15 protein-coding genes and 1 tRNA gene are annotated in these 13,513 nt (G+C 33.4%); 7 read left to right on the top strand and 9 right to left on the bottom strand.

Annotated elements, in window-relative coordinates; all coding sequences use genetic code 11:
• The first annotated feature begins 100 nt into the window (after window positions 1-100).
• Together bshB1 and ACH2BG_RS11130 are read left to right on the top strand one after the other, a co-directional pair.
• On the top strand, window positions 101-817 hold the full coding sequence (gene bshB1, locus ACH2BG_RS11125; protein ID WP_395047765.1) for a bacillithiol biosynthesis deacetylase BshB1: 717 nt from the start codon (window positions 101-103) through the stop codon (window positions 815-817).
• A gap of 64 nt (window positions 818-881) precedes the next feature.
• Window positions 882-955, top strand: a tRNA-His gene (locus tag ACH2BG_RS11130).
• A gap of 155 nt (window positions 956-1,110) precedes the next feature.
• Here ACH2BG_RS11130 and ACH2BG_RS11135 read toward each other — a convergent pair.
• Genes ACH2BG_RS11135 through ACH2BG_RS11145 form a run of 3 tightly spaced genes read right to left on the bottom strand, consistent with a single transcriptional unit; the run spans window position 1,111 to window position 3,841 of the window.
• Window positions 1,111-2,139, bottom strand: coding sequence for a M28 family metallopeptidase (locus ACH2BG_RS11135; protein WP_395047766.1), 1,029 nt, complete (start codon window positions 2,137-2,139; stop codon window positions 1,111-1,113).
• Between the two features lie 39 nt (window positions 2,140-2,178).
• Entirely contained in the window at window positions 2,179-3,228 is a 1,050-nt protein-coding gene (locus tag ACH2BG_RS11140; RefSeq protein WP_395047779.1) for an RluA family pseudouridine synthase, read from the bottom strand.
• Between the two features lie 7 nt (window positions 3,229-3,235).
• Window positions 3,236-3,841, bottom strand: a complete 606-nt coding sequence (locus ACH2BG_RS11145) for a PASTA domain-containing protein (protein WP_395047767.1) — start codon at window positions 3,839-3,841, stop codon at window positions 3,236-3,238.
• 92 nt (window positions 3,842-3,933) lie between these two features.
• On the opposite strand from ACH2BG_RS11145, the gene ACH2BG_RS11150 reads away from it, so the two are divergent.
• The 4 genes from ACH2BG_RS11150 to ACH2BG_RS11165 all read left to right on the top strand — a co-directional run bounded on the left by ACH2BG_RS11150 (window position 3,934) and on the right by ACH2BG_RS11165 (window position 6,945).
• Window positions 3,934-4,920 carry a D-alanine--D-alanine ligase gene (locus tag ACH2BG_RS11150; RefSeq protein ID WP_395047768.1) on the top strand — a complete coding sequence of 329 codons (987 nt, stop codon included), beginning with the start codon at window positions 3,934-3,936 and terminating at the stop codon, window positions 4,918-4,920.
• 16 nt (window positions 4,921-4,936) lie between these two features.
• Window positions 4,937-5,554 carry a hypothetical protein gene (locus ACH2BG_RS11155; RefSeq protein WP_395047769.1) on the top strand — a complete coding sequence of 206 codons (618 nt, stop codon included), beginning with the start codon at window positions 4,937-4,939 and terminating at the stop codon, window positions 5,552-5,554.
• The gene (coaD, locus tag ACH2BG_RS11160) at window positions 5,554-6,009 is read left to right on the top strand and encodes a pantetheine-phosphate adenylyltransferase (protein WP_395047770.1); all 456 of its coding nucleotides are present in this window, start codon (window positions 5,554-5,556) and stop codon (window positions 6,007-6,009) included. The genes ACH2BG_RS11155 and coaD overlap by 1 nt, the downstream gene beginning before the upstream one ends.
• Before the next feature lie 69 nt (window positions 6,010-6,078).
• Window positions 6,079-6,945, top strand: coding sequence for a tetratricopeptide repeat protein (locus ACH2BG_RS11165; protein WP_395047771.1), 867 nt, complete (start codon window positions 6,079-6,081; stop codon window positions 6,943-6,945).
• Between the two features lie 125 nt (window positions 6,946-7,070).
• Here ACH2BG_RS11165 and glyA read toward each other — a convergent pair whose 3' ends face one another.
• A complete protein-coding gene (gene glyA, locus ACH2BG_RS11170) occupies window positions 7,071-8,345 on the bottom strand; it encodes a serine hydroxymethyltransferase (RefSeq protein ID WP_395047772.1) in 1,275 nt (424 codons plus the stop codon).
• A 109-nt stretch (window positions 8,346-8,454) separates the two neighbouring features.
• Between glyA and fahA the strand changes: the two genes are divergently transcribed.
• The gene (gene fahA, locus ACH2BG_RS11175; RefSeq protein ID WP_395047773.1) at window positions 8,455-9,738 is read left to right on the top strand and encodes a fumarylacetoacetase; all 1,284 of its coding nucleotides are present in this window, start codon (window positions 8,455-8,457) and stop codon (window positions 9,736-9,738) included.
• A 34-nt stretch (window positions 9,739-9,772) separates the two neighbouring features.
• Here the strand turns inward: fahA and ACH2BG_RS11180 are convergent, their stop codons facing one another.
• The 5 genes from ACH2BG_RS11180 to ACH2BG_RS11200 all read right to left on the bottom strand — a co-directional run.
• A complete protein-coding gene (locus ACH2BG_RS11180; protein ID WP_395047774.1) occupies window positions 9,773-10,384 on the bottom strand; it encodes a GNAT family N-acetyltransferase in 612 nt (203 codons plus the stop codon).
• Entirely contained in the window at window positions 10,377-10,733 is a 357-nt protein-coding gene (locus ACH2BG_RS11185) for a hypothetical protein (protein WP_395047775.1), read from the bottom strand. The genes ACH2BG_RS11180 and ACH2BG_RS11185 overlap by 8 nt, the downstream gene beginning before the upstream one ends.
• Window positions 10,734-10,902: 169 nt before the next feature.
• Window positions 10,903-12,081: an AIR synthase related protein gene (locus tag ACH2BG_RS11190; RefSeq protein WP_395047776.1), complete on the bottom strand. Its 1,179-nt coding sequence runs from the start codon at window positions 12,079-12,081 to the stop codon at window positions 10,903-10,905.
• Between the two features lie 71 nt (window positions 12,082-12,152).
• Window positions 12,153-12,986: an OmpA family protein gene (locus tag ACH2BG_RS11195; protein WP_395047777.1), complete on the bottom strand. Its 834-nt coding sequence runs from the start codon at window positions 12,984-12,986 to the stop codon at window positions 12,153-12,155.
• Between the two features lie 4 nt (window positions 12,987-12,990).
• Window positions 12,991-13,513, bottom strand: a 523-nt coding sequence (locus tag ACH2BG_RS11200) for an OmpA family protein (RefSeq protein ID WP_395047778.1), incomplete at its 5' end; no start/stop codon positions are given.

Here is a 13,513-nt window from a genome sequence, read left to right on the forward strand (position 1 = left end):
AACTGTGAATTTTCTTTACAATTCTTAATTTATCAATCTATTTTTTATAAATTGCTAACTGCTAATATTTCATAACATTTTTCAATTAATATAAAAAAAAATGAAACTAGACATACTCGCTTTTGGGGCTCACCCAGATGATATTGAATTAGGTTGTGGCGCTACAATTGCTAAAGAAATTTCGCTTGGTAAATCCGTTGGAATTATCGATTTGACACGTGGCGAACTAGGAACTCGAGGATCAGCAGAAATTAGAGATACCGAAGCTGCAAATGCTGCAAAAATTCTGAAAGTCGCTGTAAGAGAAAATCTGAATTTTAGAGATGGCTTTTTTAAGAATAACGAAAAACACCAACTAGAAGTTATTAGAATGATTAGAAAGTACAAACCCCAAATTGTGCTTTGCAATGCTATTGATGACCGCCATATAGACCATGGTAAAGGTAGCAAGTTAGTTTCTGATGCTTGTTTTTTGTCAGGATTATCAAAAATACAAACTAGTCTTGATGGCAATATCCAAGAAGCTTGGCGACCAAAAGTCGTTTATCATTACATACAATGGAAAAATATAGAACCTGATTTTGTAGTCGATGTTTCAGATTTTATGAATGTGAAGATGGAAGCAATTAAGACTTATGACTCGCAGTTTTATAATCCAAAATCGAAAGAACCAGAATCGCCAATAACCTCTAAAAGCTTTCTAGATAGTGTAAAATATCGTGCTCAGGACTTAGGAAGACTCATAAATGTAGCATATGGAGAAGGTTTTACTGTCGAAAGGTATTTGGCGGTCAATAGTTTAGGTGATTTGAAATAATTTTTTTAAATTTTTCTTTGCAAAACACAAAATTTACAATATATTTGCACTCGTTAAACAAATGGTGGTTGTAGCTCAGTTGGTTAGAGCGCTGGTTTGTGGTGCCGGAGGTCGCCGGTTCGAACCCGGTCATCCACCCTAAATAACGCAAAAGCTCCGAAGTGATTCGGAGCTTTTTTATGTAATAATGTTTCTTGCGTGAGTGGTAGTAGCTGTAGCCCACAGCCTGACGAAGGAAGTGCGAGGACTACAAGCGGATAACACGACCCTTGTGGTCACGCCCCAGAAAAAAATTATTTCCCTGACTTATCTACTACTGGTCTGTTTTTTTTATTTGCCAATTCCCAAGCGATACTAAATGCTAGTTGTGTTCTTTTTGCTAGTGCATCAAATTCTATTTTGCTTACTTCGTCCGATGCTTGGTGGTAATCTGCGTGAACTCCATTAAACAAAAATACCGATGGTATATTGTGTTTTGCAAAATTATAATGGTCTGAACGATAGTAGAAACGATTTGGATCGCTACGATCATTAAACTTATAATCTAAAGTTATATTTGTATATTTTTTGTTAGCTTCTTCGCATACTTTATACAAATCCGTCGAAAGATAATCTGATCCTATCAGGTAAACATAATTGTTGGAATCTTTATGAAACTCATCACGTCGTCCTATCATATCGATATTAATATCGGTAATGGTGTTTGCTAACGGGAACAAAGGATTGTCTGTATAATAACGAGAACCGTGCAAACCGTGCTCTTCGCCAGTTACATGAAGAAAGAGTATAGAGCGTTTTGGGCCATGTCCTTCATTTTTTGCTTGTTGGAAAGCTTGAGCGATTTCTAACAAGGCTACTGTTCCTGATCCATCATCATCGGCGCCGTTGTAAACTTCTCCATCTTTTGTTCCTATGTGGTCATAATGTGCTGAAATAACAAGGATTTCATTAGGTTTTTCAGAACCTTCAATGTAGGCCCAAATATTTTCGGAATCTGGTAATTTTTCACCATATTCTTTATTCATAAATGTGGCTGGAACTTTCTGATAAAAATTTGCAGCTCCTTTTGGGAAAGAGATTCCGTTGCTTTTATAAATTTCTATCAAATAATTTCCTGCTTTTTTTTGTCCTTTTGTTCCTGTATCTCGTCCTTCCATTTCGTCGGAAGCAACAATGGTAAGATGCGTTTTCAGGTCTTCGGTAGTGATTGAATTTATATATTTTGTAGCATCAATTATATTTTCTGCAACAACAGATTTTTGAGCAGAACAACCAGTAATTATGATTGATGCTAAAGCTAATAGTAGTATCTTATTTTTCATATCGAAAATTGTTATATTAACGAAAATAAACTTTTATATTTAATTTTCTTCTTCGTTTAATGTATTTGTGTTCGAATAGGTTCTCCATTTTTCGATACATTCTTTCATATCTGAAGGCAAATCGGTATCAAAACGCATCATTTCGCCTGTAGTTGGATGTTCGAAACCTAAAGTCTTTGCATGTAAGGCTTGTCTAGGAAGGATTTTGAAACAATTGTCTATAAATTGTTTGTATTTTGTGAATGTTGTTCCTTTCAGTATTAAATGCCCTCCGTAACGCTCATCATTAAATAAAGGATGTCCAATATGTTTCAAATGCGCACGAATTTGATGTGTTCTTCCCGTTTCTAATTTACAAGAAACAACTGTAATGTATCCAAAACGTTCTAAAACTTTATAATGAGTTATGGCTGGCTTCCCTATTTCTGGATCAGCGAAAACTGCCATTTGCATACGGTCTTTTAAATGTCTAGCAAGATTCCCTTCTATAGTTCCTTCGTCTTTCTGAACATTTCCCCAAACTATGGCAACATATTCTCTTTCGGAAGTTTTATTTTCAAATTGCTTTGCCAAATGCGTCATGGCTTGCTCCGTTTTTGCAATAACTAAAAGTCCTGTAGTATCTTTATCTATTCTATGAACTAATCCTGGACGTTCGCTACTATTTAGAGGCAAATTCTGGAAGTGAAAAGCCAATGCATTTACCAATGTTCCTGTGTAGTTTCCGTGACCTGGATGCACAACCAAACCTGCAGGTTTATTTATTAATAGCAAAGCATCATCTTCATAAACAATATCTAAAGGAATATCTTCTGGATCTACTCTGTTCTCAAACGGCGGATGCGATAACATAATCGTAACCACATCGAACGGTTTTACTTTATAATTTGATTTTACAGGAATATCGTTTACAAAAATATTGCCTGATGTTGCTGCTTGTTGTATTTTGTTTCTAGTTGCATTTTCTAACAAATGCATCAAATATTTGTCTATTCTAAGAATAGATTGTCCTTTTGTGGCAACAAACTTATGGTGTTCGAATAATTCTTCGTCTAGCTCGTCGTTGTCAGTCGTTATATCTTCGTTCATTATTGTGTTAATCATTATTTATACTATCATTTTCAGAACCGTTTAGTTCTTCTTCTTCGAAACCTATTTTTCCGTCACCAAGAACCAAATCTACTTTTGTCATTTTTAGTACTTGTTGCCCTGCTTTTATAGATTTTCCGTTCATTTTCATTTCTAGTATCATGTCTTTTGCAAGATTAGGCACATAGGTTGTATCTCCTACTTCTAGTCCTAATGCCGCAAGTGTTGGCACGGCTTGACGGTAGGTTTTCTGAATTAAATCTGGGATACGCACTTTCGAATATCCTGTTGAGTTTATTTTGAGATAAATAACCCTATTTTGCTTCACTTTTTCTCCTGGATTGGGGTCTTGTTGCACTATCGAGAGTTTCGGATAAGCCGCATTATAATCGACAGTATCTAACAATTCGTAATCTAAATCTAGCTCGTCAAGTTTGTCTTCTGCCTGCTCAAGTGTTAGTTTACTTAAGTTGGGAACAACAATTTCTTGCCCGTGATTTGTAGTAAAACCTATCCAATACATAAATAAGAAAAGGGTTGCACATACAATAAATATAGCTATTAGCACTTGCTTGACAAATGTAAAACTGAATAAAAAATTCTTGAAACTCATAAAAATGTATTTTGACAAAGATAATAAAATTGTTATGAGCTTTTGTTTGAAAAAAAATGATAATTTTGTTAAGTAATTTAATTCTTTTTTAGATGAACGTAGCAGTGGTTATGGGAGGATATTCTGACGAAAGTGTAATCTCGTTAAGAAGCGGTCAGTTAATTTTAAATAATTTAGACAAATCGAAGTACAATATCTTCGAAGTTCACATACTTCCAAACGATTGGTCGGTCGTTATTGATGGCGAAAAGTATCCCATAAACAAAGCCGATTTTTCTTTTAATAAAAATAACATTACAACAAAATTTGATGTTGCTGTAAACACGGTTCATGGTACTCCGGGCGAAGACGGACATTTACAAGCCTATTGGGAACTGATGGATATTCCTTATACAGGCTGTAATTTTTACCAATCAGCATTAACATTTAACAAACGTGATACTTTATCGGTTTTAACCAAATTTAATATTCCAAAAGCCAAATCTATTTATTTGCGAAAAGGAGATATTATTGATGGAAATAAAATAAAATCAGAACTTGGATTGCCATTTTTTGTAAAACCAAATCAGTCAGGAAGTAGCTTAGGCGTTTCTAAAGTTGATGTTTTAGACCAATTAGAGAAAGCACTCGAATTTGCTTTTGCAGAAGACAACGAAATCCTGATAGAATCTTATCTTAACGGAACGGAAGTTTCGGTTGGCGTTTTAAAATACAGAGGCGAAACCAAAGTTTTAGGCATTACCGAAATACTTTCTCAGAATGATTTCTTCGATTATGAAGCCAAATATTTAGGAAAATCAGAAGAAGTTACGCCCGCAAGAATTTCAAAAGAAGAAGAAATACTGGTTGTCGAAACTGCCAAAAAAATATACGATTCGCTGGGAATGTCAGGTTTTTCTAGAACCGATTTTATTATTATGAATGGAATTCCACATTTTATCGAAATAAATACCAATCCAGGATTGTCTCCACAAAGTATATTTCCGCAACAAGCAGCATTTGCAAAAATGAATATGAGTGAAATGTTAGATAACGAAATTGCATTGGCTTTGGGTAGAAAACCAATTTGGAAGAAATAATTAAACTCTAAAAAGCATGATATTTTACGGAACAAACTCTTCAAACTTAAAAAGCGGAAAAATCAAGAATACTTCTTGTCCTCAATGTGTAACCAATACAGACATGAATTATTCTGTTTTTGGAAAATATGCACATTTATATTGGATTCCATTTTTTCCTATTGGAAGAGTAAATATTTTAGAATGTAATATTTGTAAATCTACTTATGATCTAAAAAATCTTGATGAAACCGTAAAACAAAAATTTAAGAAAGAGCAAGATTTTAATCCAACAAAAACACCTATCTGGTTTTTTAGTGGTCTTTTTCTTATCGCAGTAATAACTTCATCTGTTATTTATTACGATAACAAACAAGATGATGACGAAAAAGTGTTTATTAAAAACCCTAAAGTGGGTGACTTATATCATTTTAAAGCAAGTGAAGGTTTTTATTCTTGTATGAAAGTACAAAAAGTCACAAAAGACAGTGTTTTTTGTCTTGCCAATAATATGGAAACAGACCAAGAAACAGGAATTGACGATATTAATATTGATAAAAATTATAGTCTAAAAACAATTTGGGGTTATTCTAAAAAAGAATTAGTCGAATCAATGAAAGACGAAGAATTTATTTATCAAATAGACCGTAACTAATGAGAAAAGCCATATTTCCAGGTTCGTTTGATCCTTTAACATTAGGACATTTAGACATCATAAAAAGAAGCATTCCTCTTTTTGATGAAATTATCATCGCAATTGGCGTAAATGCCGAGAAGAAATACATGTTTTCGCTCGAAGAACGCAAACGATTTATCGAAGAAACCTTCAAAGACGTGCCTTCAGTTTCTGTAATTACTTATGAAGGATTAACTATCGATTTGTGCAAAAAACACCATGCTGCTTTTATACTTCGTGGCCTTCGCAATCCTGCCGATTTCGAGTTCGAAAAAGCCATTGCCCACACCAACAGAAGGTTATCTAAAATAGAAACCGTTTTTTTGCTAACAGCGGCAAGTACTTCTTTTATAAGTTCGAGTATTGTTCGTGACGTAATTAGAAACGGTGGCGATTATAAGGTTTTGGTTCCTGAAGCAGTTAGGGTTAAATAGCGTATAAATAACAAAAAAAATTAGAAAAGGTGTTGGTAGCTACATTGCCGAAAACTCAAAAGAAATAATATGAAAAAAATAATACTTTTTTTAGCAATAATAATTTCTAATAATTTGTATTCACAATCCTTAGAGGAAAAAGTAGCAATTCGTGCATGTGAATGCTTAAAAAATAAAACTAAAGTTGATGGTGATATTTATCAAAATTGTATAACAAAATCAATGACTGATGTGGTTTTAACAGATAGTGATACAAAAAATAGAGAAGTAATTAATACTGTTGACGGAATTCAAAGTCTTTTCAAAAAAGTATATACCATTATGCCGCAAACTTGTGAAAATGAAAAACAGAAAGAAATTAATATTAAAAAAAATCAATTTTATTCATATTCAAAAAACGAGAAGGCAAAAAGTTCATATATTATTTCTAAGGATTTTATGCGTGATGAAGAGTATAAATTAGCAATTGAAGGGTTAGAAATGGCTATAAAATCTGACAAGAATTTTGTTTTAGCATATGATGATATAGCACTTTGTTACAGACAATTAAATGATTTTGACAACGCTATAAAATACTACAAAAAATCTCTTGAGATTTATCCAGAAGGAGATTTTGCCTTAATGAATATTGGAGTAATCTATTCTAAAAAATCAGATTTTAAAACTGCAATTGAATATTATGAAAAATTAATTAGATTTCATCCAAAAAATGCTGAAGGTTTTTTTGGAGCAGGAAAAAATTATTTTTTATTAAATGATTATGAAAAGGCACTTAATAATATTTTTATTGCACATAGAATTTATTCAGAAGATAAATCAGAATATGTTAAAGATACTGAACAGATTATGGGTATGATGTACCAAAAATTAAAGAGTGAAAATAAGGAAGAAGTATTTAATAAAATTGCAGAAAAAAATAATATTAAAATAAATTAAAAATATTGCCTAAAATCAGTTGTAGCAAAACTGTGAAAGGTGATTTATAACAAATAAAACAAAAAAGCATAATAAAATCTCTTTTATTATGCTTTTTTTTAAACTATTTTTATATTTAAAAAATCTTAGAAAACGAAAATCGCTCTTTCTCCCATCATTTCGTTTACTTCGTCAGCAACTTGTTCAAGGATTTCTTCGTTGGTATGATTCATAATTACTTTATCAATAAAAGCAACGATAGTTTCCATATCTTCTTCTAGCAAACCACGAGTCGTGATTGCTGCAGTTCCAACACGAATTCCTGAAGTTACAAATGGTGATTTGTCATCAAAAGGAACCATATTTTTATTTACCGTAATTTCTGCTTTAACCAATGCATTTTCAGCCTCTTTTCCAGAAATGTTTTTATTTCTTAAATCGATAAGCATCATGTGATTATCCGTTCCGCCAGAGATAATATTATAACCTCTTTTTACAAATGCTGCACCCATAGCTTTGGCGTTTTTTTGCACTTGCATCGCATATCTAAAAAACTCATCTGTCAGCGCTTCGCCAAACGCTATTGCTTTTGCTGCAATAATATGCTCTAAAGGTCCGCCTTGATTTCCAGGGAAAACTGACATATCTAAAACGTGCGACATCATTCTGATTTCACCTTTTGGTGTTTTTAAACCCCAAGGATTTTCAAAATCTTTACCCATCATAATTAATCCACCACGAGGACCACGCAATGTTTTGTGTGTTGTAGTAGTTACAATATGACAATGAGGAATTGGGTCGTTCATTAATCCTTTAGCGATTAATCCCGCTGGATGCGAAATATCAGCCATCAAGAGTGCGCCTACTGAATCTGCAATTTTACGGAAACGTTCAAAATCCATATCACGAGAATAAGCAGATGCTCCAGCAATGATTAGTTTTGGTTGTTCTTTTGTTGCAATTTCTTGTATTTTATCATAATTTAAAATACCCGTTTCTGGTTCTACACCATAAAAAGAAGGGCTGTATAATTTTCCTGAAAAATTTACTGGCGAACCGTGTGTTAAATGTCCGCCGTGAGATAAATCGAAACCTAAAATTTTATCTCCTGGTTTCAAACAAGCTGCAAAAACTGCTGTATTTGCTTGCGATCCTGAGTGTGGTTGTACGTTTGCATATTCTGCGCCAAACAAATCTTTTGCTCTATCTATCGCAATTTGTTCGATAACATCGACTACTTCGCAACCCCCGTAATATCTTTTTCCAGGATATCCTTCGGCATATTTATTTGTTAGTACAGATCCTGCAGCTTCCATCACTTGGTCACTTACAAAATTTTCGGAAGCAATTAGCTCTAAACCGTGAATTTGTCTGTCTTGTTCTTCAATAATTAGGTCAAATATTTGTTGGTCGCGTAACATATTTTTTATTTAGTTAAATTCCGTACAAAAATACGAAAAACGTTTGGTAAAATAATAGTTTATGATATATTTGGTATAAGATTTATCAACAAATAAACAACACAATTATATGCCCATTACAGCAAACGATTCGAGCAGAAAATCATGGCTAAACATAGCTAATGACAGCGACTTTCCAATACAAAACATTCCTTTTGGCGTCTTTTTGACTAAAGAAAACATAGTAACGGTGGGAACTCGAATTGGAGATTACGCAATAGATTTAGGTGCTTTACAGCAATTAAATTATTTTGAAGGAATAGAATTAACGGATGATGTTTTCATGCAAGACACATTAAATGATTTTATTTCTGACGGAAAAAAAACATGGAGATTGGTTAGAAATCGTATTGCAGATATTTTTGATATTAACAATCCAAAACTAAAAGACAAGAAAAAACATCGTGATATAGTGATCTTTAATATAGCGGATGTAGAAATGCAACTTCCCGTATTTATAGGTGATTATACCGATTTTTATTCAAGTAAAGAACATGCTACAAACGTAGGAAAAATGTTTCGTGATCCAGACAATGCTTTGCTACCTAACTGGTTGCACATTCCTGTAGGTTACCACGGACGCAGTTCTACAATAGTTCCTTCTGGAATTCCCGTGCACAGACCAAATGGACAAACTTTGCCAAATGGAGAAACACAACCTGTTTTTGGACCTTCTAAATTAGTAGATTTTGAGTTAGAAACAGCTTTTATTACAACCGATGCTAATATTATGGGAGATAATATTCCTGTAAATGAAGCCGAAGAATATATTTTTGGAATGGTTTTGCTAAACGATTGGAGTGCTCGTGATATTCAGAAATGGGAATATGTACCACTTGGTCCATTTTTAGCAAAAAACTTTGCTTCCTCAATTTCTCCTTGGATTGTTACTATGGATGCACTCGAACCATTTAGAGTAGAAAGCCCGAAACAAGAACCTACGCCACTTCCCTATTTGCAACAAAAAGGAAAACACTCGTTCGACATTAATCTTGAAGTAGCCATTGCGCCTGAAAATGCAGAAGCTAAAGTGATTTCTAAATCAAATTATAAATATATGTACTGGACAATGAGCCAGCAATTAGCACACCATACTAGTAATGGTTGTCGAGTTAATTCTGGTGACATGATGGGTTCTGGAACAATTTCTGGTCCAACAGAAGATAGTTTCGGCTCGATGTTGGAATTAACTTGGGGAGGAAAAAATCCTATAAAGATGAATGATGGTTCCGAAAGAAAATTTATAAATGACGGTGATACTGTTATTATGAAAGGGTTTTGCAAGAATGACCAAGTAAGAATTGGTTTTGGTGAAGTTTCTAGTAAATTACTACCTGCAAACAAGATGAAATAAAAGATTTTTATAAGTAAAACTTGAGAAAGAAAAACTACATTTTCTTTCTCAAGTTTACTTTAACAGCATCTAACCATTCGTTGCGAAGAATACTCAAAATAATACTATCGCGTCTTCCGCCGTCTAGTTTTGTCATATTACTTCTCAAAACACCATCTACTTTACAACCAATACTTTTCATGGCGGCTTTGCTTCGTTCATTTGCATTATCAGCGCGAAATTCTACTCGCTCCATATTCATTTTTTCGAAAGCGAACTCGAGTAATAAATATTTGCAATGTTTGTTGAGTCCTGTTCCGTGAAATTGTTTTCCGTACCAAGTATAACCCAATTGTAAGGTTTTATTAGCCAGTTGAATATCATAAAAACGAGTACTTCCTGCGTATTCATTTGTACGTTTGTCATAAACTACAAATGCGTATTCGGTTAGTTTTTCTCGATTATTTAACGCAAATTGAATGTAGTTTCTAAAATTTTCTTCTCCAATTGCGGGTAAAGAGGAAAATTTCCAGATTTCTGGATCTTGTAAGGATTCTGTAAATAAATTAGCAAAGTGAGATTCTTGCAAAGGTTCTAAACGAACAAAATCATTTTCTAAAATATGGTTTGTGGCAAAATCGAAATTCATATCAATTATATTATTCATTGAATTCGTCACAGCGTTCTGGAACTTGCGGATCGTATAACGGACATTTGTATTCTTCGAGAATATCTACGAGTTTGTCCATAGTTTTTCCTTCGGTGCCGTAACAATCTATTTTTACACTTTGTGGTGTGGTTCTTATGTGAAATGCGCCTACTCCATCGTTGTTTTTCCAGCTTTTTTCGTCTACTTTTTCCCATTTCGAGAAAACGTTTGCGATTCTGTTCAGGATTACTTCGATTGGTAAATCTTCGAGTCCGTCGACTATTTCTTCGTCTGAAATGGCTTCGTAAACCAAATGATGGTTTAGGTAAATTTCTTCTTTATAATTCCAAAATACTAGTTCGTACATATCTATTTTTTTTGACCACGAATAACGCGGATTTATACTAATTAGAACGGATTTTTATATTATTTCTGAAAATTACAAATATTTTAGCCCTGATGGAAGCGACATCCTTTTTCTTGCTTCTTTAGCAAGGAAAAGATATAGCAGACAGCAGGAATTGCTCCTAAAAAAACTAATATTCGAAAGTTCCGTATTCTGATTGTATGGTTAGTTTTTTATTTTCGTTTGCTTCTACTCTACCTACAATTTGGGCATCGACACCAAATGATTTGGAGATTTCGATGATGTTATTTGCTATGTTTTCTGGTACATAAATTTCCATTCGGTGGCCACAATTAAATACTTGATACATTTCTTTCCAATCCGTTTTTGACTGTTCTTGTATGAGTTTAAAAAGTGGCGGAACTGGAAATAAATTGTCTTTTATAACGTGCAAATTATCTATAAAATGTAGGATTTTTGTTTGTGCTCCTCCGCTACAATGCACCATGCCATGTATTTCGTTTGGTGTGTAATTTTCTAATATTTTTTTGATAATTGGCGCATAGGTTCTTGTTGGAGAAAGCACCAATTTACCAGCATCTATTGGAGAATTTTCTACTTTATCAGTTAGTTTTACACTTCCTGAATATACGAGTTCATTAGGCACTTGAGCATCGAAACTTTCTGGATATTTGTGTGCTAAATATTTGTCGAAAACATCATGACGGGCAGAGGTAAGTCCGTTGCTTCCCATACCACCATTGTAAGATTTTTCGTAATTTGCTTGACCAAAAGATGCCAATCCCACGATGACATCACCAGGTTGAATATTAGCATTATTCACTACATCTTTGCGTTTCATACGAGCCGTAACGGTCGAATCGACAATAAGCGTTCGCACGATATCGCCTACATCGGCAGTTTCTCCACCAGTAGAATGTATGGTTACTCCGAAGGTTTTTAGTTCGGCAATTAGTTCTTCGCTTCCGTTGATAATAGCAGAAATAACTTCGCCAGTTATGAGGTTTTTATTGCGTCCAATGGTTGATGATAACATAATATTATCGGTTGCGCCAACGCATAATAAATCGTCGACATTCATGATAAGTGCATCTTGTGCAATACCTTTCCAAACAGACATATCACCTGTTTCTTTCCAGTACATATAGGCTAAGGACGATTTTGTTCCTGCACCATCAGCGTGCATGATGAGACAATATTCTTCGTCGTTTGTTAAATAATCTGGAACAATTTTGCAGAATGCTTTAGGAAATAATCCTTTATCGATATTTTTGATGGCATTGTGCACATCTTCTTTGCCTGCCGAAACGCCACGAAGTGCATATCTTTTTGAAGTATCAGAACTCATTTTTGTTTGTGTTGTTGTCTTGCAAAGATAACAATTTGAATTACGAATTGCGAATTACGAATTACGAATTTTTACTTTTCTACAATTAAGATTTCTACTCGACGATTGGCCAATTTTTCTGAATCATTTTTTTCAGGAATTTTATAAATAGGTTGCGAACTTCCGAAGCCTTCATGAAATACTCGAGCAAATAAAACTTCTTTCTCTACTAAATAGATATAAATAGATTGTGCTCTTTTGCTAGATAATTTTAAATCTTTATCATCCGCATTGCAACAAATATGTCCGTTTACTTTAATTTTTAAATTTGGATTTTGCAATAAAATATTATAAAGTCCCAATAAGATTGGTTTCGATTTTTCGATTATTTTATCGGAATCGAGATGAAAATAAATATTATCAATCGTAATGATATCTCCTTTTTTTGCGTTTTTAAATTTAATTACTAAAGAATTGGCTTCTTTGACAATTTTAGCATTTATATCACTATCCGTAGGGATTTCTTCGTTAGTTAAAACGCTAATTTTTTGTTGTTTTGGAAGGTCATAAAAAAGAGTTACTTTCCTGTTCTCGTTTTGATTACTAGATAGTTTAAAATCTTTACCAAACGGCATTAATTCGACATTTTTGCTTAACTGTAATTTATTTTTTTTCAAAATTTTGATCACGGCATTTATTCTTTTTATAGACAATTCTTTATTATACGATTTGTCATCTACGCTGTCACAATAACCATGTATTTTAGTTATTTCGGCTTTTGGGTTTTCTGAAATCCAATTTTGAAAATTTTTAGCCGAACTTTCGTTAGGAACATCAATATTAAAATCAAAAAAAACATCAAACTTTTCTTGTGAATAAGTTGTAATTGATAACAATAAAAAAAGTAAAAGGTAACGTGTCTTCATATAATTAATTTTCGATAACTTCAATTTCTACTCGGCGATTGGATGCTCGTTCTTCTTCAGTTTTTTCAGGCAAGACAAATAACGGAATCGAGCTTCCAAAACCTTTGAAACTCATTCTTGTTTTTTCTATTCCGTTAAGCTCTAAAAATTGCTTAACGGCTTTGGCCCTTTGTGTTGACAAGTCTTTTCTGTCGACAGAAACGCAACACAAATGACCATGAATACTAATTACCATTTCTGGCTTTTCTTGCATTACGAGCAATAATTCGTATAATTTTCCTCGAGAATCATTGGTTACTGCAAAAGTATTCAGAATAAAATTCAGGTTATTCAGTTTTAATTTTGTGCCTGGTTCTGCATAACAAAGTTCGTCCATAAACTTAACATCGAGCTTGTATTCGGATTTTGTTCCGTTAAAATTATCGATTACAACTTTGTCTGGAAAAACAATCGGTTTCTTGGTTTTGGTGATTTTTTTTAATTTTAAACCTAAAATTTCATCTTCACGAACAATGTCTTTTTGCAAT

The sequence above is a fragment of the Flavobacterium sp. genome (assembly GCF_043779715.1).
Taxonomy (GTDB): domain Bacteria; phylum Bacteroidota; class Bacteroidia; order Flavobacteriales; family Flavobacteriaceae; genus Flavobacterium.